We start from the raw sequence: 20,993 nt of genomic DNA, 5'->3' as shown, positions 1-20,993 counted from the left end.
AACTTGAAACCGATCGTGTCTACCAACCTACCGAACCGCGTCTTCGATTTCTTTCTACTCGAAGACCGAATCCTGTTGAGCGCCGATGGACTTCATCAAGGCGATGGCGACTTTAGTGGTGACTTGGAACACTTTGATCAAGTCGTCAGTGGATTCACGATCGAGGTGGACGAGTCGCACGAGGTCGCCGTACTTGAAGTGGAAACGGTTGCGGTGTTGGAGCAAGCTGACGCCGGCAATGCATCACAGGTATTTGACGGATCGGAACAGAGTGACGCGGACTTCGTTGCCGATGGGCAAGCCGACACCGACGGTCAAGGCTCGGTCGCGGCGAAGACTTTGGAAGTCGTCATTGTTGATGCCGGAGTGGAAAATGCAGACGAGCTGTTGGCGGGACTCCGCGAGCAATCGTCTTCTGAAACCGAATGGGTTGTCGTGCGGTTGTCAGCCGATCAAGACGGTATCGAACAGATCACCGAGTCGATGGCAAACCTATCGGGTGTCGACGCAATTCATATTCTCAGTCACAGCGATGGCAGCAGCATCCAGCTCGGTAATACGCGACTGGACAGTCAAACCGTCAACGGGTACGCGGGTGCCTTAGCGAGCTGGCAAAGTGTGCTTGACTCTGACGCCGATTTGTTGATCTATGGTTGTGACCTCGCTTCATCGGATGCGGGACGCGAGCTGCTTGATTCGCTTGCGGCACTTTGCCAATGTGATATCGCCGCGAGCGATGATGCGACCGGGCACGAATCGCTTGGTGGCGACTGGGACTTGGAATACACCCTGGGCGATGTGCAAACGCAAGTCGCGATCGGCTATCACGCACAGTCCGCATGGTTCGACACGTTGGCTACGATTACGGTGACCACGTTCGCCGATGAACTGGACGGCAACACCACCGACATTAGTTCGCTACAGGCATCTTCCGGCGGTTCTGGTATTTCATTGCGTGAAGCGATCATTGCGGCCAACAACACCGCCGGTGCCGACACGATCATTCTTGGTGACGGCGTCTACTTGTTGGACATCGCCGGACAGTTCGATGATGCTGGGTCCACCGGCGACTTGGATATCCTCAGCGACATTACGATTAGCGGAAACGGTGCGTCGCTGACCAGTATCGATGCCAGTTCGCTTTCCGACCGGATCTTTCATGTGCAAAGCGGCGGAACGTTGTCAATCGATTCGCTGACCTTGAGCGGTGCGTCGTCAGGAACTGAAACGGGGGCGGCAGCTTACGTGCAAGGCACATTAACGGCGACCGACACCGTGATCTCCGGGAATACCGTCGGCAATACCAACGGCGGCGCGATTTCATCCGTCGGCACAACGACCCTGGAACGTGTCGCGATCATCAACAACACGTCCGGTGGGCTGGGCGGCGGTCTGTATGTGTCCGCAGGCACCACGACGTTGAATAATGTCACGGTCAGCGGGAACCAAACGGCTTTTGATGGTGGTGGTATCCGTGTCGCAAACGGTGGTACGATCGTCAACATCACACACTCCACCATTGCGGACAATGATGCATCCGGGGGGAGTGGCGGCGGTTTGGCAGTCACCGATGCGACCGTCAACGTGAGCTATTCGATTTTTGCCGACAACACATCGCAGTTCAATGGCAACGACGTTAACGGCCCAGTGGTCAGCGGTGGCTACAACATCATCGAGCACAACGTCGGATTCAGCGGCACGGTCGGAAGTGACATCCTGGGGAGCGATCCTTCCTTGTCGGCGCTGACTGCCGAAGGTGACACCTTCGTTCACACGATTGATGAAACCAGTTTGGCATACAACGCAGCGACCGGATCAGCCGAAACACTCGATCAAACCGGCAGCACACGCGATGCGAATGCAGACATCGGTGCCTACGAATTTTTGCCCAATCCGAGTGACTTGCAAATCACCTCGACCGGTGATGGTGGTCTGACGATCAACAACGACGGTGGCGACAACCTGTATTTAATCGCCGATGACGGTTCGGCAGTTTTCGGCGGACGAACGCAGTTCACCTTTGAAACTCAATTCGCCACGACGGATACCGTTTCTGACTCAACACTCGTTTCCTACGCGACAACAGCAAATGACAACGAAGTCCTGTTTCTGTTTGAATCAGGTGGCCCATCGATTCACATCGGTGGTACCAAAGTCCAACTGACTGCGGTCAACTACAATGATTACCGCGACGGGAACCCGCACACGTTCTCATGGACATGGAACAATTCGGCGGGCGATTGGTCGATCTACGTTGACGGTGCCTTGGTCGAAAGCGGTACGGGGCTCCGGGCTGGCTATACGATCGGGACCGGCGGGGCGCTGACTTTTGGACAAGAGCAAGATAGTGTTGGCGGAACGTTCCAGCTCTCACAAGTGTTCAAAGGCACGTTGTTCAACTCGCGAGTGTTCTCGGATATTCGCAGTGCAAGTGAAATCAGCGCGTCCTACGGCAGCTCTCTGCCTTTTAATGAAAGCGGCTTGGTGGCCGAATGGAAGTTCGATCATTTATCGATTGACGGAGTGTTGACCGAGACGGTCAGTGGTAACAACCTGACGTTGAGAACTGTTTCGGGGTTCACTGCCAGTGAAGCAATCCTGACGCTTGCCGTCGATGAGAACGCACTCGATGGAACCGTTGTTGGAACAGTGCAAGGGATCGATCCTGAACGCGAAGCGTTGATCGCATCGATTTTGGCGTCGGACTCGACGCTGGTTTACAGTGCCGAAACTGGCAAGTTCTATCGTGCGGTCACATCGCCAACGAACTGGACCACCGCCGAGTCGACTGCGTTGTCCACCAGCCTGAACGGTGTGAACGGGCAGCTGGCAACGATTCATAGCGCCGGTGAGCAGGAAGTTCTCGCCGGTATTGCCTCGACCGCTGCACAGCAATTGTTCCTTGGCGGTACCGACTCGACGTCCGAAGGCGATTGGCGTTGGCGACAATCAGGTTCCAATGCGGAAACGTTTTGGTCCGGCGGAATTAACGGAACCAACGTAGATGGTTCCTATACCAATTGGATCACCGGTGCGCAACCTGACAACAGCGGCGGAAGCCAGCACTACTTGGTCATTCGCCCGACCGGCGAGTGGGACGACGAAGACAACAGTGGTGGCGGTGACAACGGCTACATCATCGAATGGGATGCAGATGCGGTACTGGATGCGGCACAGCCGTTGACGTACACGCTCTTGTCACAAACCGTCGCGGGGGCCTTCACGATCGATAGTGACAACGGCCGAATCCTTGTCGCCGACAGTTCGTTGATTGACTTTGAATCGAATTCGACGCACACCATCACCGTCCGCGTGACCGATACGGACTCGAATACGCGTGACGAATCCTTCACGATCGTGGTCAATGATATTCAGGAAACCACTACCGGGCCATCGAATCTATCCAGCGGAGTCGAACTCAACAGCGACGGAGGCAATGATGCGTACTTCATTGCCAACGATGGCGATGCAATTCTTGGAGGTTTGAGCGAGTTTACCTTCGAATCTCGTTTCCAAATCGACGACTTTGATTCGTCTCCAACCCTGTTTTCCTACTACAGCGGAAACGATGCGGCTCGGCTGCGCTTCGATGCCACCGATCATCTGGATTTCCGAATCAACGGCGTCAGCGTAACGACCGCGAATACCTATAGCCAGTTGTTCGATGGCGATTCGCACCACCTCGCAATCAGTTGGGACAACACACATGGCGACGTGCAAATCTATATCGATGGACGCTACGCCGAGACACTGACGGGGCTACAAGCCGGCTACACCATCGCCGCCGGTGGCGAGTTGGTGATCGGCAATGACCAAGACGGGGCAAACTCGGGATATAGCACCGATCAAGCATTCCACGGGGCGTTCTATGATGTTCGAATTTGGAACGATATCCGTACCGAAGCGGAAATCTCGCTGAATTATCAGCAGAAGCTTGATCTGTCGCCAGCTGAAGCGGCCGCAGCGGGCCTCGTCGCGAACTGGCAAATGGAACTGAACGGATCTAACGAAATCGTTGACATCGTTAGCGAAGGTACAACAAACAATCGTCTATCGATCGGTCATGCCAGCGGAACAGGGTTTACGACAAGCACCGTCACAACCGACTTGCACGTCTATGAAAACAGTAGCAACGGGACATCGGTCGGCTTTGTGACGCCTTCACAGTCCGATCCGGAAACCGATGTGGTGTCCGACGGGCTGTTTCTAGATTCAGCGACGAGTACTGACCAGTTCGTTCTGACGGGAACGTTTGGCGGTTGGACTGTCACTTCAGGCGATGTGGATTTGCTTTCGACAGACACCTGGCAATCGTTGCTGGGCGGCCGCTTGGTCGATTTGAACGGCAATACCGCTGGTTCCATTGAGCAGTCATTGAGCACGACTGTCGGACAGCAGTACCAAGTGGTGTTTAGTCTGACCGGCAATTTCACCGGCGGTGATGCGGTGAAAGATTTGCGTGTGAGCGCGAACGGATTGTCGCAAGACTACACCGTCGACCAACCGGCAAACTGGGTTTGGGGTGAAACGAATTCGCTCGAAACACGCAGTTTTACATTCACCGCTGACTCTGCGACCACGATGCTGGCATTCGCCTCATTGGAAGCTTCGGGAGGCGCCTACGGACCGATGATCGGCGACATTCGAGTGATCGAAATCCCCGATGCGGTGACAACGATTCTCAACAACGATTCGACACTGCAATACGACGCCGCGACCGACAAGTTCTATCGCTACGTCAGCAATGCGCAGCAGTTCTCTGTCGCGCGGGCAAACGCGATTTCGTCGACGCTCAATGGTGTTTCAGGCCAACTGGTAACGATTCGGTCGGGCTATGAGAATGATTTGATCCAAAATATGGTCAGCAACAATGCTTGGATCGGCGCGTCAGACGCGACCAGCGAAGGTTCGTGGCGTTGGTTGGACGGTTCCGCTGATGGCGACGAATTCTGGTCCGGAAATCAATTCGGATCCAATATCGATGGAAAGTATTACAACTGGAACGGCGGCGAACCAAACAACACCACTGGGTCGGATCCCAATGGTGAACAAGCGATGGAGATGCACAAGACCACCGGCCGATGGAATGATTTGCCTGACAATGGCAGCAACACACGTGGCTATGTGATCGAATGGGATGCCAGTGAAGTATTCTCGGGTTATTCCTACAGCTTGACCGATAGCGCCGGCGGACGATTCGCGATCGACATTGCAACGGGGGAGATCACTGTTGCCGATGGGGCGCAGCTTGAATACGAATCGGCGACTTCCCACAACATCACCGTTCAAGTTGCTGACGCGTTCGGAAATACCTACAGCGAAGTTTTCACCATTGGCGTTGATGATGCGAAAGGCGACGCCCAATGGACCGTTCCGATTGCGCCTGTGGGACAATCGGTTGACGAAGACAGCGTGTTGACTTTTTCGGCGGCCAACGGAAATCCAGTCACCATCGATGACGGATCTTCGCAGGCACCGATCGTGACAACCACCTTGTCGGTTTCAAATGGCAACTTGACGTTGGGATCGACCTCCGGGATTACCTTCCTTGCTGGTACTTCCAACGGGCAAGCAACGTTAACGATTTCGGGGACGGCATCGGATATCAACACCGCTCTTGACGGATTGCAATACGCACCGTCTGCGAACTACTACGGTAGCGATTCACTAACGGTTACCACCGGATCATCGGCGGCAACGGAAGCCGACCTGTATGCCCGCTATGAGTTTCTCGACGGATCCTTAGATGATCAAAGCGGAAACGGATATGACGGAGTCGCCGTTTCCGATCCGGCTGTGTTTGCGGATTCGGATCGCGGTGACGTGATCACACTCGACGGTGATGACGCGATTTCCGTTATGAACGGGACAGCAAGTCTAGCCGATACGGTCACGATCGCCGCTTGGGTGAATCTCAATGCAAGTCAGAACGACGCGGTGTTTTTATCGATCGGTGACGCGTTTTATGTGACGCTCGATGTCTCGGGCGGATCGGTGGGGATGTCGGTTACCGCAGGAACGCTGACCACGACAACGGGAAACGCCGCCCATCAAATTGCGGGCGATGGTTGGCACCATGTCGCGGCGACCTTCGACGATGTTAGTAATCAAGTCAACTTGTATTTAGACGGTGTGTTGATCGCCAGTGTCAGCGGGAGTACGGATGTCGATTGGGCTGCTACGGCATCTCAGAACATCACAATTGGCGGACAGTCAGACGGTTCGATGGCGTTCGTCGGTAGTCTCGATGATGTTCGCGTCTACGACAAAGTGTTGACCGAAGCAGAGGTGGTCGCCGTGATGGGGGACCAAGGTTATGACAGTGCTGCAGTTGCCGTCACGGTCAATCCGATCAACGATGATCCAACCAACAACGGCAGTCTACCGAGTGACATCCTGGTAACGATCGACACACCGAGCAACGTTCACCTTTCTGAAGTGGACTTTGCCGACGTCGATGCGGGTAGTGGAAACGTCACGGTGACGTTGACAACCAGCACCGGTGGTCAGTTGACCGCGTCTTCTTCCGGCGGAGTCACTGTCGGGGGCACCGCTACGGCGCGTACCTTTACTGGGACAATCACAGACTTAAACGCCTACTTTGACGACGTAACGCAGATCAAGTATCAGCATGGTACGCCGGGCACGACGGGAAACGATGTCGATTCGATCAGCGTCGTGATCAATGATGGCGGCAATACCGGGAGCGGTGGCGGAGGCGACGTCGCACTCGGTAGCGTCAACGTCGATATCAGCCCACCCAACCAAGCGCCGGTGCTGACGCCCTACGGTCCCGTCTACAACACCGCCGAAGACGCTCCCCCGCTTGCGGCATCCATCGCGACGGTGCTTGGCTCGAGTGTCTCCGATGCCGACCCAGGTGCAGTGCAAGGTTTGGCGTTGTACGGGTTCACAGGCAGCGGCGGTTTGTTGGAATACAGTCTTGATGGGTCAAATTGGATCGCGGTCCCACCGGTCTCGACCACCGGAGCACTGCTGCTCCGTGCGAGCGACTTTTTTCGCTTCACACCGTCAACATCGAATGGCGGCACGATGAATCTGGATTATCGCGCGTGGGACCAATCATCTGGAACCGCGGGAACGCTTGCTGACGTGACGGTGACCGGTGGTTCGTCGGCATACAGTGTCGCGTCCGATCACGTGCTCGTGAATCTGACCAGCGTGAATGACGCACCGGTACTGGACAATTCCGGGACGATGACACTGAATTCGATTACCGAGGACAGCATCAACAATGCTGGGCAATCGATCGCTTCTGTCATCGCTTCCGCAGGTGGTGACAGGATTACCGATGTTGACAACGGTGCCGTCGAAGGCATCGCGATTACGACACTGACGCAGGCCAACGGCACGTGGCAGTTTTCGACCAATGGTGGATCGACTTGGGCCGATGTCGGTGCAGTGAGCGACTCGTCGGCATTGCTGCTGCGTAGTTCAGACTTGATTCGTTTCCAGCCGAATGGAATTGACGGAACGACCGCCGACTTTACCTTCCGTGCCTGGGACCAAACGACGGGATCGGCTGGCACCAAGGTCAATGCATCATCCACCGGGGGAACCACGGCGTTTAGTACCGCAACAGAATCTGCGTCGATTTTGGTGACAGCGATCAACGATGACCCCACCAACGCCGGGAGTCTTCCCACCGATATCAGTGTCACCGAAGACCAACTCAGTAATGTTGACTTGTCATTGATTGACCTAAGCGACGTGGATGCCGGTGCGAACGCGATTACCGTGACGCTGACGACCAGCACCGGAGGCCAGCTTTCCGCTTCTTCCGGTGGTGGTGTAACAGTCGGCGGCACGTCAAGTGCGATGACGTTATCAGGAACCGTTGCAAATCTGAATACGTTCTTGAACAACGCTAGCAGCATTCAATACGTGCATTCCACTGCCAACTTGAACGGGAATGACGCCGATACGGTCAATGTCGTTGTCAACGATGGTGGAAACACAGGAACCGGTGGCGGCGGCGACGTCGATTTAGGAACTGTAAATATCGATATCACGGCGGTGAATGACGAGCAGGTTTTGGCAACGAATACCGGTACGACAGTTAGTGAAGGATCGACCGGTAACACCATTACCACCGCGATGCTGCAAACGACCGACGTGGACAATGCGAGTTCACAACTGGTCTATACACTTGATGTCGTCCCGAGCAATGGAACGCTCTATCGCAACGGCGTCGCGCTTATCGCATCCGACACGTTCACGCAAGCAGATATCGATGCCAACCTGATTACATACAGCCACGATGGCAGTCAATCCGCAAGTGATGCATTCGACTTTACCGTCGACGACGGAATCGGGGCGACGACAAGTGCGACATTCAATATCACGGTCAGCAATGTGAATGACGCCCCGGTTGCTTCTGCGATCGAAGGTTCCACACTGAGCTATACCGAAAACGCTGGTGCGGTAGCGATCACATCGACGCTTTCGTTAACCGACGTTGACGATACCAATTTGGAATCAGCGGTTGTCCAAGTCAGCGGCAACTACGTCAATGGTCAAGACGTTTTGGGATTCACCAATCAAAATGGAATCACCGGTTCGTGGGATTCGTCGACCGGGATATTGACATTGACCGGTACGGCAAGTGTTGCCAATTACCAAACGGCTCTGCGAAGTGTCACCTACACCAACAATAGTGATGCCCCAAGCACGAGCCAACGTACGGTCACCTTCACGGTTAATGACGGGGACATCGCCTCGAATTCACAATCACGGACGATCGATGTCACGCCTGTCAACGATGCACCTATACTTGTGCCGTACGCGCCGGTTTACAACACCAGCGAAGATGCGCCGGCATTTGCTACTAATATTGCAACGCTATTGGGGTCCACTTTGACCGATCCGGATAGTGGTGCTCAGGAAGGCATCGCCGTCTTCGGATTCAGTGGTTCCGGTGGTGCGATCGAGTATAGCATTGATGGCGGTGCGAATTGGATCACGCTACCGAGTGTCTCGCCGTCGTCTGCTCTTTTGTTGCGGGACTCGGATTTGGTTCGGTTTGTTCCGGCGACCGACAACGGCGGCACGCTGTTGTTCGATTATCGAGGTTGGGACCAAACGTCAGGTTCCGCAGGCAGTCAAGTGGACGCTACGTCAACTGGCGGGACGACCGCATTTAGTTCCGCATCGGATCGTGTCACGGTCAACGTCGCAAGTGTCAACGACGAACAGGTGTTGGCAACGAACACGGGTGCGACCGTCGCGGAAGGTTCGAGCGCCAATCTCGTTACCACCGCGATGTTGCAAACAACAGATGTTGATAATTCGAGTTCACAACTTGTCTACACGGTCAGTTCCACGCCAGGCAATGGGACGCTGTATCGAAACGGGGTGGCTTTGTCAGCTACGGATACCTTCACGCAGGCCGACATTGATTCGAACCTGATCACGTACACGCATGACGGAAGCGAAACGCTTTCTGACGCGTTTAACTTCACAGTCGATGACGGTGTCGGTGCGACATCCAGTGGCACGTTCAACTGGACGGTGACTCCCGTCAACGACGAACAGGTTCTGGCGACGAATACGGGGGCGACTGTCGCGGAAGGTTCGAGTGCGAACATCGTGACGAACGCGATGCTCCGAACGACCGACGTTGACAACACGAGTGGTCAACTGGTCTACACGGTGGATTCGATCCCAGGAAACGGGACGCTGTATCGAAACGGCGTGGCTTTGTCCGCTACGGATACCTTCACGCAGGCTGACATCGATTCGAACCTGATCACGTATTCGCATGACGGAAGCGAAACGCTATCCGACGCGTTCAACTTCACGGTGGATGACGGTGTCGGCGCGACATCGAGTGGCACGTTCAACTGGACGGTGACTCCCGTCAACGACGAACAGGTTCTCGCAACCAATACGGGTGCGACCGTCGCAGAAGGTTCGAGCGCCAATCTCGTTACCAACGCGATGTTGCAAACAACTGATGTTGACAACACGAGTGGTCAACTGGTCTACACAGTGGATTCGATCCCAGGAAACGGGACGCTATATCGAAACGGCGTGGCTTTGTCTGCTACGGATACCTTCACGCAGGCTGATATCGATTCGAACCTGATCAAGTACACGCATGACGGAAGCGAAACGCTTTCTGATGCGTTTAACTTCACGGTGGATGACGGTGTCGGCGCAACATCCAGTGGCACGTTCAACTGGACCGTAACCCCCGTCAACGACGAACAGGTTCTGGCGACCAATACGGGTGCGACCGTAGCGGAAGGATCCAGTGCGAACATCGTGACGAACGCGATGCTCCGAACGACCGACGTTGACAATACGAGTGGTCAACTGGTCTACACAGTGGATTCGATCCCAGGCAATGGGACGCTGTATCGAAACGGCGTGGCTTTGTCCGCTACGGACACCTTCACGCAGGCTGACATCGATTCGAACCTGATCACGTACACGCATGACGGAAGCGAAACGCTATCCGACGCGTTTAACTTCACAGTCGATGACGGAGTCGGCGCGACATCCAGTGGCACGTTCAACTGGACCGTAACCCCCGTCAACGACGAACAGGTTCTGGCGACGAATACGGGGGCGACTGTCGCGGAAGGATCCAGTGCGAATGTCGTGACGAACGCGATGCTTCGAACGACCGACGTTGACAACACGAGTGGTCAATTGGTCTACACGGTGGATTCGATCCCAGGAAACGGGACGCTATATCGAAACGGCGTGGCTTTGTCAGCTACGGACACCTTCACGCAGGCCGACATCGATTCGAACCTGATCTCGTACACGCATGACGGAAGCGAAACGTTATCCGACGCGTTCAACTTCACAGTCGATGACGGAGTCGGCGCGACATCGAGTGGCACGTTCAACTGGACGGTGACTCCCGTCAACGACGAACAGGTTCTGGCGACGAATACGGGGGCGACTGTCGCGGAAGGATCCAGCGCGAACATCGTGACGAATGCGATGCTCCGAACGACCGACGTTGACAACACGAGTGGTCAATTGGTCTACACGGTGGATTCGATCCCAGGCAATGGGACGCTGTATCGAAACGGCGTGGCGTTGTCTGCTACGGACACCTTCACGCAGGCCGATATCGATTCGAACCTGATCACGTACACGCATGACGGAAGCGAAACGCTATCCGACGCGTTTAACTTCACAGTCGATGACGGTGTCGGTGTAACATCGATCGGTACGTTCAACTGGTCCGTGACAGCCGTCAATGACGAGCAGGTTCTGTCAACCAACGCAGGGGCTACTTTCAATCAGGGTTCGATTGGCAACGTGATTACACAAGCCATGTTGGAAACGACGGATGCCGATAACGCCAGCAACCAATTGGTGTATACGGTGGACGTTATTCCGACAGACGGAACGGTTTATCGGAACGGCGTTGCATTGTCCGCGACAGACACGTTTACTCAAGCGGATATCAATGCCGGATTGATTACGTACGACCACGATGGGACGTTTGCGACAACTGATTCATTCCAATTCACGGTTGACGATGGAGTTGGAGCGACCACCAGCGGAACATTTACCTTGAGTCTTTCGCCTATCAACCATGCTCCGGTGGCAACGGGCGAATCGTTCACGATGAGTTCACCGAGTACTGACCTACGAATTGATATGGCAGGCTTGGTCGTCAATGATACTGATATCGACGGCGATACCTTGTCGGTAGTGCTGGTTTCGAATCCTGCAAATGGAACATTGACTCTCGAGCCCGGTGGGATCCTGCGTTACGTTCCTCGGTCGGGTTTTTCGGGAATCGATCAGTTTACCTACCAAGTCACTGACGGATCGTTGAGTAGCAATACGGTTGCTGTTGATCTCAATGTGCAGATTTCGGCTCCCTACAGTCCACCGCCAAGTCCCGCAGAGTCTGGCAATAGTGACTCCGGCGATGCCGAACCTGAGCAACCAGAGGACAACGAAAGCGATACGAATACAGAAGAAGCGAATGAGAGCGAAGATTCGAATACTGATAACAATTCGACCGAATCAAAAACGCAGGAAACTCAATCGGCCGCGGCTGTTCCGCCACCTGCAAGTGGGCCCGATGCTGCCGGGGCGGTGCCAGTTGTAGGCCAGCAATCCGAATCGGATGCTGATGAGCAGAAGGCGGACAACGAGAAGAAGGAGATTGAGCGAGAAAAGATCGAACGGTTGACGTCTTCGTATCGCTCTGCCCGAACCATTATCTCTGGTGATGGCGTTTTCTCACCTGAATTGGCTCAACTTGATCGGTTGCTCCGCGAAGACATGCAGCAAGCGATTATTTGGAGCCAGTGGGACAGCCGACAGGACTATCAAGAGAAAACGACTGCTTCGGTTAGCTACGTTGGCTATGCGGGGGCAAGTATCGGAATGTTCTCCGTCGGCTACGTCATGTGGGCGCTACGCGGCGGGGCAATGGTCGGCGTGTTCGCTTCGGCATTGCCAGCTTGGCGATTCATCGATCCGATCGCAATGCTTTCGGCATATCGCGATTTCCGAGACAGTACCGAAGATGGCCTAGAATCGTTGATCCGAACAAAACGGTAGTGTTCCAGGCAATCTGCGTGGCGACTTCGGTCTTTCGAATTCAGTGACCCGGTGAAACCTTTGTGTTTTGCCGGGTCTTTCTTTTGCAGGCTGATGACGGCATCGTAGCTTTCACAAATCGATATAATTCCAGTCTGATTGCAACTTATTCCGCCGGAGCATTTCCGTGTTCGAAGCACTTCGTTTTACCAGCCAGTTCGGAAATGCGCCTCAAGGCAAGCCGCGTGATCCAAGCGAGCCGATGCGATTGCTGGTTATGGGGGATTTCGGTGGATCAAGAGAAACACCCGTCGAAAGTCGTAAACTGCACCGTGTTGATGTAGACAACTTCGACGAGGTTCTTGAATCGCTTCGCCCAACAATTGTGATTCCAACTGGCGTCGGTAGCGAACCGATGCGACTTGAAATCACAGAGATGGAGCACTTTCATCCCGATCATCTGGTCGAGGTGTTGCCGGAATTCGAAGACTTAAAATCAGTTCGCATTTCACTGCAACATCCCAAAACGTTTGAAGCGGCCGCAAAACAGCTTCGTGAAATGGTTCCCGGCTTCGATGGCGGTACCGAGGATTCGCCCGCTGCTGGTTTGGTTGATTCAGCAGCAGAAACGGTTCCTGAGGAGTCCAACGCAGACCTCTTTGAACGCGTCCTCGGTCAAACTTCCGTGCAGAATGAGTTGGGGCGAAACGCGTCGGGAGATCGAACGTGTCAAACGTCGATCGACCGTCTGATTCACAGCATCGTCGCGCCCTATATCGAACCCAAGCAAGACCCTCGCCAAGACGACTATGTATCCGCCGTTGATTCGGCTATCTCGGGACATCTTCGAGAAATTTTGCATCATCCCAGATTTCAATCACTCGAAGCAAATTGGCGTGGGTTGGAAGCGTTGGTCCGAAAAGTGACGCTTTCGGTGAACGTTCAGCTCTATGTGCTCGATGCAACAGCCGAGGAGCTTGCCGCCGCAACACAGTCAGATGATTCGATCGAACAGTCGCTGTTGCTAAAACGTTTGGTGCATGATCGCGATCAGCAACCTTGGTCTTTGATCGTGAGCACCATGGAGTTTGGAAACCGGGCGGATGAATTGATTCTTCTTGCCAACTTGGGGGCGATTGCTGCGTTCGCTGGCTGTCCGTTCATCGCATGCGCTAGCCCGACACTTGTTGGCACGTTTGATTGGACAGATGATATTCAGACTGTCGAGAACACATTGACCGCTGACCAAGAAAACTGGGAATCACTTCGCTTGAATCCCGTCGCCAACTTCATCGCCTTGGTCGGTCCGCGTGTCTTCGCCAGGTTGCCCTACGGAGCAGCAACCGACCCGGTGGAGGCGTTTGAATTCGAAGAGATTCCCGACCCGATCAACTCGCATGACGCTTTCCTGTGGGGGCCACCTTCACTCGCCGTAGCTGGTCTGATTGGGAAATCGTTCTTGGATCGTGGTTGGGCGATGAGTCTGGAGGACCAATGCGAATTGTCGTCGCTCCCGGCATACACCTACAAAGTTGATGGTGAGGTCGAATTGAAGCCTTGTGCCGAAGCGTATTTGTCCGAACGACTGGCCGATCATCTCGCGCAGCAGGGAATCCTGCCGCTGGTAAGTTTCAAGAATCGTGACGCGGCACGTCTTTATCGATATCAGTCGATAGCCAACCCTGCTTCAAGTCTCCGCGGGCCCTGGAACAACTAACTGAACCTCCGATGAATCCATGTTGATCTTTGACGCCCATCTGGATCTAAGCTTGAACGCGATGACATACAATCGCGATCTTCGACAAAGCGTTCGCCGAATTCGACAGGAAGAGTCTGGCGAAAGTCACCTTGCGGGATGGGGATGCAACACCGTCGCGTTTCCAGAAATGCGAAAGGCAAACATCGGAATCTGTGTTGCGACACAACTGGCGGGTTGTATGAAGCCGGCCGCTGCCGGCGGCGGATGGAATTCGCCCGAACAAGCTCGCGCAATGACGCAAGGTCAGCTGACATGGTATCGAGCAATGGAAACCTGTGGCGAACTTCGCCAAATCCGTTCACTTGCTGAGTTGGAGTCTCACCTGCAGCGCTGGCAAACGGATGCGTCCCAAACGCCGATCGGATACGTCCTCAGTCTGGAAGGTGCTGATTCGCTTCGGACCCTCGATGATCTATACGAGTCCTACGAAGACGGCTTGCGTGCGATCGGGCCGGCACACTATGGCGAAGGCCGGTACGCCATGGGTCACGACAAAGACGGGCCGCTGAGCAAACCATGTCGCGAGCTTCTCAAGGAGATGGACAGACTTGGGGTGATTCTCGATGCGACGCACCTCTGTGAACGCACCTTTGATGAGGCACTGGAAGCGTTTCATGGGACGGTTTGGGCGAGTCATCATAATTGCCGGGCACTTGTCGACGACCCGCGTCAGCTTTCCGATCGACAGATCAAGACTCTCGCCGAACGAAATGCAGTCATCGGGATTGCGTTTGATATTTGGATGGGCGTTCCCGGGTGGCAGCGACTGGTATCCAACCACAGCAACTATGTCGATGCGAACCTGATGGCGTTGACGAACCATGTCGATCACATCTGTCAATTACTTGGCAATACCGATCACATCGGCATCGGTACAGATCTGGATGGAGGCTTCGGAATCGAGCAGACGCCGTCAGATCTGGATACAATCGCAGACTTACCGGTGTTTCTGGATCGACTTCGACAGAAAGGTTACGGCGAAGATGATTTGAGAAAGATCAGCCACGGGAACTTTTTGCGAGTCTTGCGTTCCGCGTGGCATTAGGCCGATGTAAAAATGAATCGCAATGAACGATCCGCAAGAAAAAACGGAGACCGCTACTCAAACGCAACAGGTGTTTGAGCAGTCTGACCTGTACCGAAATTGCGTTCGCGAGGCGAAATGGATCTTGGCGATTTGGCTGATCGCATTCGCTTGGGTGATCACTTATTGCACTCTTTTCGGCTATCAAGTTTCAGCCGATCACTTGCCGCTAGTCTTTGGGATGCCATCTTGGGTTTTCTGGGGCGTCTTCCTGCCTTGGGGAATTTCTGTGGTCGTTTCGATCTGGTTCGCGTTGACCATGATTCAAAATGACCGGTTAGATGAATAGTGGATCCAACGCGGCACTGTATACCTTTTGTTTCTATACCGTCGCGGTCTTTGTTTTGGCGATCGTTTCCGAACGATTCTCTAAAGGCAAAGAGTTCGTCGGCGAATACTTTTTGGGAAGTCGTGGGTTCGGGGTTTGGGCGTTTGCATTGACCTTCGCCGCAACCAATGCCTCCGGTGGAAGTTTCATGGGCTTCCCCGCGTTAATCTATACCCATGGATGGACGCTCGCATTTTGGATCGCCGGTTTCATGATGGTCCCGTTGATGTCGATGGGCTTGATTGGAAAGCGGATCAACCAAGTTGCCAGGAAATCGAATGCCGTCACGATTCCAGAGATATTGGGCGCGAGATACGCAAGTCCTCGCGTTACCCTCGTCGCGACAGGTCTATTGGTCTTCTTTATGTTTTTCTATTTGCTTGCCCAGTTTAAAGCGGGCGGCAAAATCCTGAGCACTCTGCTCGCCGATGAACCACGATTCCAGTGGCTCGCAGCGACGATGACGCAATGGACACATTCGGTCCCGTGGCTCAATCAAGCATCCGGAGACTATTTGGTCTGTCTGCTGCTGTTTTCAACCGCCGTCATTGTTTATGTCGTGTATGGCGGTTTCCGAGCGGTCGTATGGACCGATGTCATGCAAGGTATCGTGATGTTTGTGGGAGTGATCGGAATGCTCGCGTTGGCGTTGCACCAATCGGGAGGCCTTCGCAACGTGACAACCAAAATGGCGCAAATGACACCGCCAGAGTTCTGCCGCATTGTCGTTTCACAATCCGGTTCGTCCGCTGGCGTATTGCTTGTTCCCAAAGGGACATGGATCAAGAATTCCGAAGAGGTGTTTCGTACCGCAGAAGCTGTCGAACTCGATCACCAGACGCGATCTGCACCGATCAGTGCCATTCGACTGACTACGGAACACGAGATCGAACAAATTGAAGCCGATCCGATTGCCCGTGGAGTCGATGTTGAAGTCGTGGAAATCGTTCCCTACCGATTTGGTGCGAGAGAGAAAGGCGTCTACGTGAGTAATCCTGGGCCGAGCGCAAACAGCGATCTTGGCTTCTTGGCGGTTGGGACCGCGATTAGCTTTTTTGTGTTTTGGCCGTTTGGCGCGACCGGCCAACCGGCGAACATGGTCCGTTTGATGGCGTTTAAAGATAGTCGTACGCTGCGTGTTTCGATTGTGACCGTTTCGGTTTATTACGCAGTGATCTATCTGTCGTTGATCATCATTTTTTGCTGTGCGCGGGTGTTGATGCCGGGTATGGAGATCGATCCTGATCGAACGATGCCAGACTTAGCGACACAGTTGACCACATCGGCTGGTGTTCCTTGGCTCGCTGGATTGCTGGTCGCGGCGCCATTTGCAGCCGTGATGTCGAGCGTCGATAGTTTTTTGCTGGTCGTCTCTTCGTCAGTGGTTCGTGACATCTATCAGAAGCAAATTAGTCCGGACGCGCCGGAGAAAACGCTGAAGCGACTGAGTCGCTTGGTCACGATCGGCATCGGATTGTTCGCCGTCGTATTGGTTGTCAATCCGCCGATGTTCTTGCAGGACCTGATCGTCTTTGCCAGCGGTGGGCTGGCCGCCTGTTTCCTTGTCCCCATCGTGTTATCGCTTTATTGGAAACCGATGACGGCAGCAGGTTCCATCGCAGGAATGTTGGGTGGAACCTTGATGCACGTCGCACTGACCGCTTGGGGGTATCTGCTTCATAGCGAGTTCCGTCCCTTTGAGTTATTCGGACTGAATCCGTTTCTGTGGGACCTCGTAACGTCGCTGGTAGCGGCCGTTACGTTTTCAAGATGGTCTGGCCAGTCTGAAACGTCACCTTCTGGTTTGCGAATGCCGAAGTAAAGAACTCGCTGCGATAACGCTTGGCTATTCGTCGGCCTTGTTCGACGCGTGTGCCAATTCAAGCCTCTGTAGAAATTGTTCCACGCTGTAATGAACGTCGCTGGTCGCCGAAACGACGATCACATGGTCGAGTGGAATGACGCTTCCCGGTCCGTGATTCGCTTCCCAGAAACCAGGCACAATCACGCGAGTGACCATCTCGGCAACCTCTTTGCCTTTCGCTGCCAATTCACCTCGCAGCGAGTAAAGCTCGACAGACAATGCATGTTCAGCAGCCGATCTTGTGGTGAATTGTAGGACGTCATCCTTGATAACGTACGTCAAATCAAGGTCGGAGAGCATCAAACGAAGAAATGAACGGAGCTTTACCGCTTTTAGATTAATTGAGACGGGAATCTCTTCGTCGGCCCCAACTTCGTCGAGGGCCCTGCGATCAATTACAATTGGGATATCATGAACTTGACTCAATTGCTGTGCCGCTTCGATCATTGGCACATCAATGAAGTTTTGCGAAGTCAATTCATTCAACGCGGCACGAATACGCAGTTCGCTGTCGCTTTTGAATTGTTTGTCGCGAATGTTGGCATCTTGTGCCGCAATCGCAACACTGTTCGTCGCAGTGACGGGGCGTGCACTGGGCACTTGATTTTTTTGTGTTGTTACCGTTGCCGGTGAATTACCAAACGGATCGTTCGATTGTGCCTGGACATCGTTGAATCCGATCACGACAAGCAAGAAAAGCGACGCCAGGCATGTGTGCTTTGCGAATGGCATGGAAAAGACTCTCGCAATAGAGAAAAGAAGCGATCGAAGTTGCTATCGACCGAAAAGTGACTTTTCGAAGTAAGCCATGATCGGGTGTCGAAAGGCTTGACGCAAGTTTTCAACTGTTCAGGCGAATTTGACAGTGTCTGATCACCAAAGCTCTGCGGCGCACGGTCAGAGCGGATATCTTGAGGTCGATCGGTTTCCAATGTTCGCCTCTTCGATTCAGCCCTGCCCCGCTTAACATCATGACCCGGAACGGCATCTTTATTTTGGCCCTCGTGCTTTGCAGCGCATGGCTTTGTCGCACAACCGCGTTTGCGAGTGATCGTCCCAACATTGTGATGGCGTTTGCAGATGACTGGGGAAAGTATGCCAGTGTCTATGCGAAAGCGTCTCCGGGTGGGCCATCCGACATCGTCTCGACACCGAACTTTGACCAACTTGCCGCTGACGGATTGCTGTTCAACAACGCCTATGTCAGTGCACCGAGTTGTACTCCGTGTCGGAGTTCGCTTTTATCTGGGCAGCACTTTTGGCGATGCGGTCGCGGTTCGATATTGCAAGGTGCGATCTGGGATTTCACCAATGAAGCCTATCCATTAATCCTTGAGAAATCTGGCTATCACATCGGCCATACCTACAAGGTTTGGTCGCCGGGAACTCCGGCGGATGCGCCGCATGGTGGCAAGCGTACTGCGTTTGTTAAACATGGTCGTAAGTTCAACGGGTTCTCGCAAAACGCGATGGCTGGCAATGACCACGAGGCGGCAAAGGCGAAGCTGTTCGAAGAGGTACGTATGAACTTTCAATCCTTCTTGAATGCGAGCCCGTCGGCGGAGAACGATCCGGATTCGAAACCGCCGTTCTGCTATTGGTTCGGCCCAACGAACTGTCACCGAAAATGGGTCGAAGGCAGTGCCCAAGAACTGTGGGGGATCAATCCGGATGATTTGAAAGGCAAGCTGCCGCCGTACCTTCCGGATGTCGAAGCTGTCCGCCAAGACTTCGCCGACTATCTCGGAGAGGTCCAAGCGTTCGATGCGGCGGTGGGTGTTCTCGTGGAGGAACTCAAACGGGTTGGCGAATTCGAGAACACGATTTTGGTGGTCAGCGGTGACCACGGGATTCCAGGTGTGACTCGTGGGAAATGCAATCTCTATGACTTGGGGACCAACGTCCCTTTGGCGATACACTGGCCGAATGGGATTGAGCATCCGGGGCGAGTGATTGATGACTTTGTATCGCTTCCCGATTTGGCTCCAACGTTCCTGGAAATCGCGGGTGCCGAAATCCCTGATGCGATGACCGCGACGTCAATCACTGGCTTACTTCAAAGTGACAAACAAGGTCGAATCGAGCCCACAAGAGACGCGGTGTTTACCGGACGTGAACGACACGTCGGTGTGGCTCGGGCAGGCAAATTGCCCTATCCGCAGCGAGCGATCCGCACCGAAGAACACTTGTTGATCGTCAACTTTGCGCCCGAGCGGTGGCCAATGGGTGACGGGCCAATGGCTGACGAAACGCTTCCTGATTTCGCGGCGCTGCGTGAGAAAACGATCGCCGCGTTTGGTGACATGGATGCTAGCCCGACGAAAGCGTGGATCGTGACGCACCGCGATGAGGAGCCAGCGTTTTACGACTTTGCCGTCGGTCGTCGTCCGATGTTCGAGTTGTACGACATCAAGTCCGACCCTCATTGCATGAATAACTTGGCCTTAGACAGTCGTCATGCGCAAACACGTGACGCCCTTTACGAACGTTTGACTGACGAAATGAAACGCACGGGTGATCCGCGAGCCAGCGAGAATGTGATTTTTGAAAAAGCACCCTACACCGACTGATCGGTTAGGCGATTGAGTAGCAGCACGATCTTGCGTTTCTGACTAAGGCGGACCATCTGTTCCGGACTTAAGACGACTTTTGTTTTGGGGTTCGCTAGGTCCGAACAATGCAGTTTGGTCGGATCATCTTGATCGATCGCCGATTCCAATAGAAAACACCGATCGCCTTTGCGGAGCAGATACACGGCTTCGATGATGACATCTTCGACTCGGTCGAGGGCTTGAAAGTCATAGCGGGTCGCGATCAGATCCAATTGTCGGTCGCCGATCAACTGACCGAACTGTTTGATGTATTCGACATCGATATCGGTCGGGTGCAACGACAGAACCGCTGCTTGCTCGGTTTCCGATTTGGAATCGTCTGACGACTCGTCTCGCTGCGACTTGCTATCTTCGCGGGCGCGTTCTTTGTCGGCGAGTCGCTCCAGTTGGGCGAGGTAGTCCTCGTACCGATCGAGCAGTTCACGAGCGGTTTCTTGACGGCGAATGAGTCGCCGAATTTGCCGGTCTCGATCGGGTGTCTTGGCGTCGTATTGCTTTTCAGGATCCTGACGCAGGATTCTCCGTCGGCTTTCTTTGTACGTCTCGTACGATTCGCTCAGTTTACTGTGGGCATCCTGCATTTGCCTTTCCAGAAAAAAGGCACGAGCATCCATCAACGCAGGGCCTGCACTACTGCCGCGAAGTTCGCTGTACAGTTCCTGAAGGTCATCGACCGACAAGGGCGTGCGCGTTGTTTTTGCGTTCAAGAGACTTGTCCGATTGCGAAGTTAAGTGCAAAGAAGAGACCTTCATCTTAGCAATCTGCGACTCGCCGAGGGTTTGAACCTCGGCGAATTCGTTAA

Annotated in this window: 8 protein-coding genes; 6 read left to right on the top strand and 2 right to left on the bottom strand. The window is 54.0% G+C overall.

Annotated elements, in window-relative coordinates; all coding sequences use genetic code 11:
• The first annotated feature begins 15 nt into the window (after window positions 1–15).
• The 5 genes from CGZ80_RS08760 to CGZ80_RS08740 all read left to right on the top strand — a co-directional run bounded on the left by CGZ80_RS08760 (window position 16) and on the right by CGZ80_RS08740 (window position 17,536).
• Window positions 16–12,564 carry a cadherin-like domain-containing protein gene (locus tag CGZ80_RS08760; protein WP_158222616.1) on the top strand — a complete coding sequence of 4,183 codons (12,549 nt, stop codon included), beginning with the start codon at window positions 16–18 and terminating at the stop codon, window positions 12,562–12,564.
• Window positions 12,565–12,730: 166 nt separating this feature from the next.
• Window positions 12,731–14,260 (top strand): type VI secretion system contractile sheath domain-containing protein, encoded by a 1,530-nt coding sequence (locus CGZ80_RS08755; RefSeq protein ID WP_094413409.1) that lies wholly within the window; start codon window positions 12,731–12,733, stop codon window positions 14,258–14,260.
• A gap of 19 nt (window positions 14,261–14,279) precedes the next feature.
• Window positions 14,280–15,347: a dipeptidase gene (locus CGZ80_RS08750; RefSeq protein ID WP_094413407.1), complete on the top strand. Its 1,068-nt coding sequence runs from the start codon at window positions 14,280–14,282 to the stop codon at window positions 15,345–15,347.
• 22 nt (window positions 15,348–15,369) lie between these two features.
• The gene (locus CGZ80_RS08745) at window positions 15,370–15,675 is read left to right on the top strand and encodes a DUF997 family protein (protein WP_094413405.1); all 306 of its coding nucleotides are present in this window, start codon (window positions 15,370–15,372) and stop codon (window positions 15,673–15,675) included.
• The gene (locus tag CGZ80_RS08740; RefSeq protein WP_094413403.1) at window positions 15,668–17,536 is read left to right on the top strand and encodes a sodium:solute symporter family transporter; all 1,869 of its coding nucleotides are present in this window, start codon (window positions 15,668–15,670) and stop codon (window positions 17,534–17,536) included. The genes CGZ80_RS08745 and CGZ80_RS08740 overlap by 8 nt, the downstream gene beginning before the upstream one ends.
• A 24-nt stretch (window positions 17,537–17,560) precedes the next feature.
• Here the strand turns inward: CGZ80_RS08740 and CGZ80_RS08735 are convergent, their stop codons facing one another.
• Window positions 17,561–18,310: a hypothetical protein gene (locus CGZ80_RS08735; protein ID WP_143543809.1), complete on the bottom strand. Its 750-nt coding sequence runs from the start codon at window positions 18,308–18,310 to the stop codon at window positions 17,561–17,563.
• A gap of 239 nt (window positions 18,311–18,549) precedes the next feature.
• Between CGZ80_RS08735 and CGZ80_RS08725 the strand changes: the two genes are divergently transcribed.
• Window positions 18,550–20,148, top strand: coding sequence for a sulfatase (locus CGZ80_RS08725; protein ID WP_094413397.1), 1,599 nt, complete (start codon window positions 18,550–18,552; stop codon window positions 20,146–20,148).
• Here the strand turns inward: CGZ80_RS08725 and CGZ80_RS08720 are convergent.
• The gene (locus tag CGZ80_RS08720; RefSeq protein ID WP_094413395.1) at window positions 20,136–20,897 is read right to left on the bottom strand and encodes a hypothetical protein; all 762 of its coding nucleotides are present in this window, start codon (window positions 20,895–20,897) and stop codon (window positions 20,136–20,138) included. The genes CGZ80_RS08725 and CGZ80_RS08720 overlap by 13 nt on opposite strands.
• Between the last annotated feature and the right edge of the window lie 96 nt (window positions 20,898–20,993).

The sequence above is a fragment of the Rhodopirellula sp. MGV genome (genome assembly GCF_002251265.1).
In the GTDB taxonomy this organism is placed as follows: domain Bacteria; phylum Planctomycetota; class Planctomycetia; order Pirellulales; family Pirellulaceae; genus Stieleria; species Stieleria baltica_A.
This window is presented reverse-complemented; position numbering and strand designations above follow the sequence as displayed.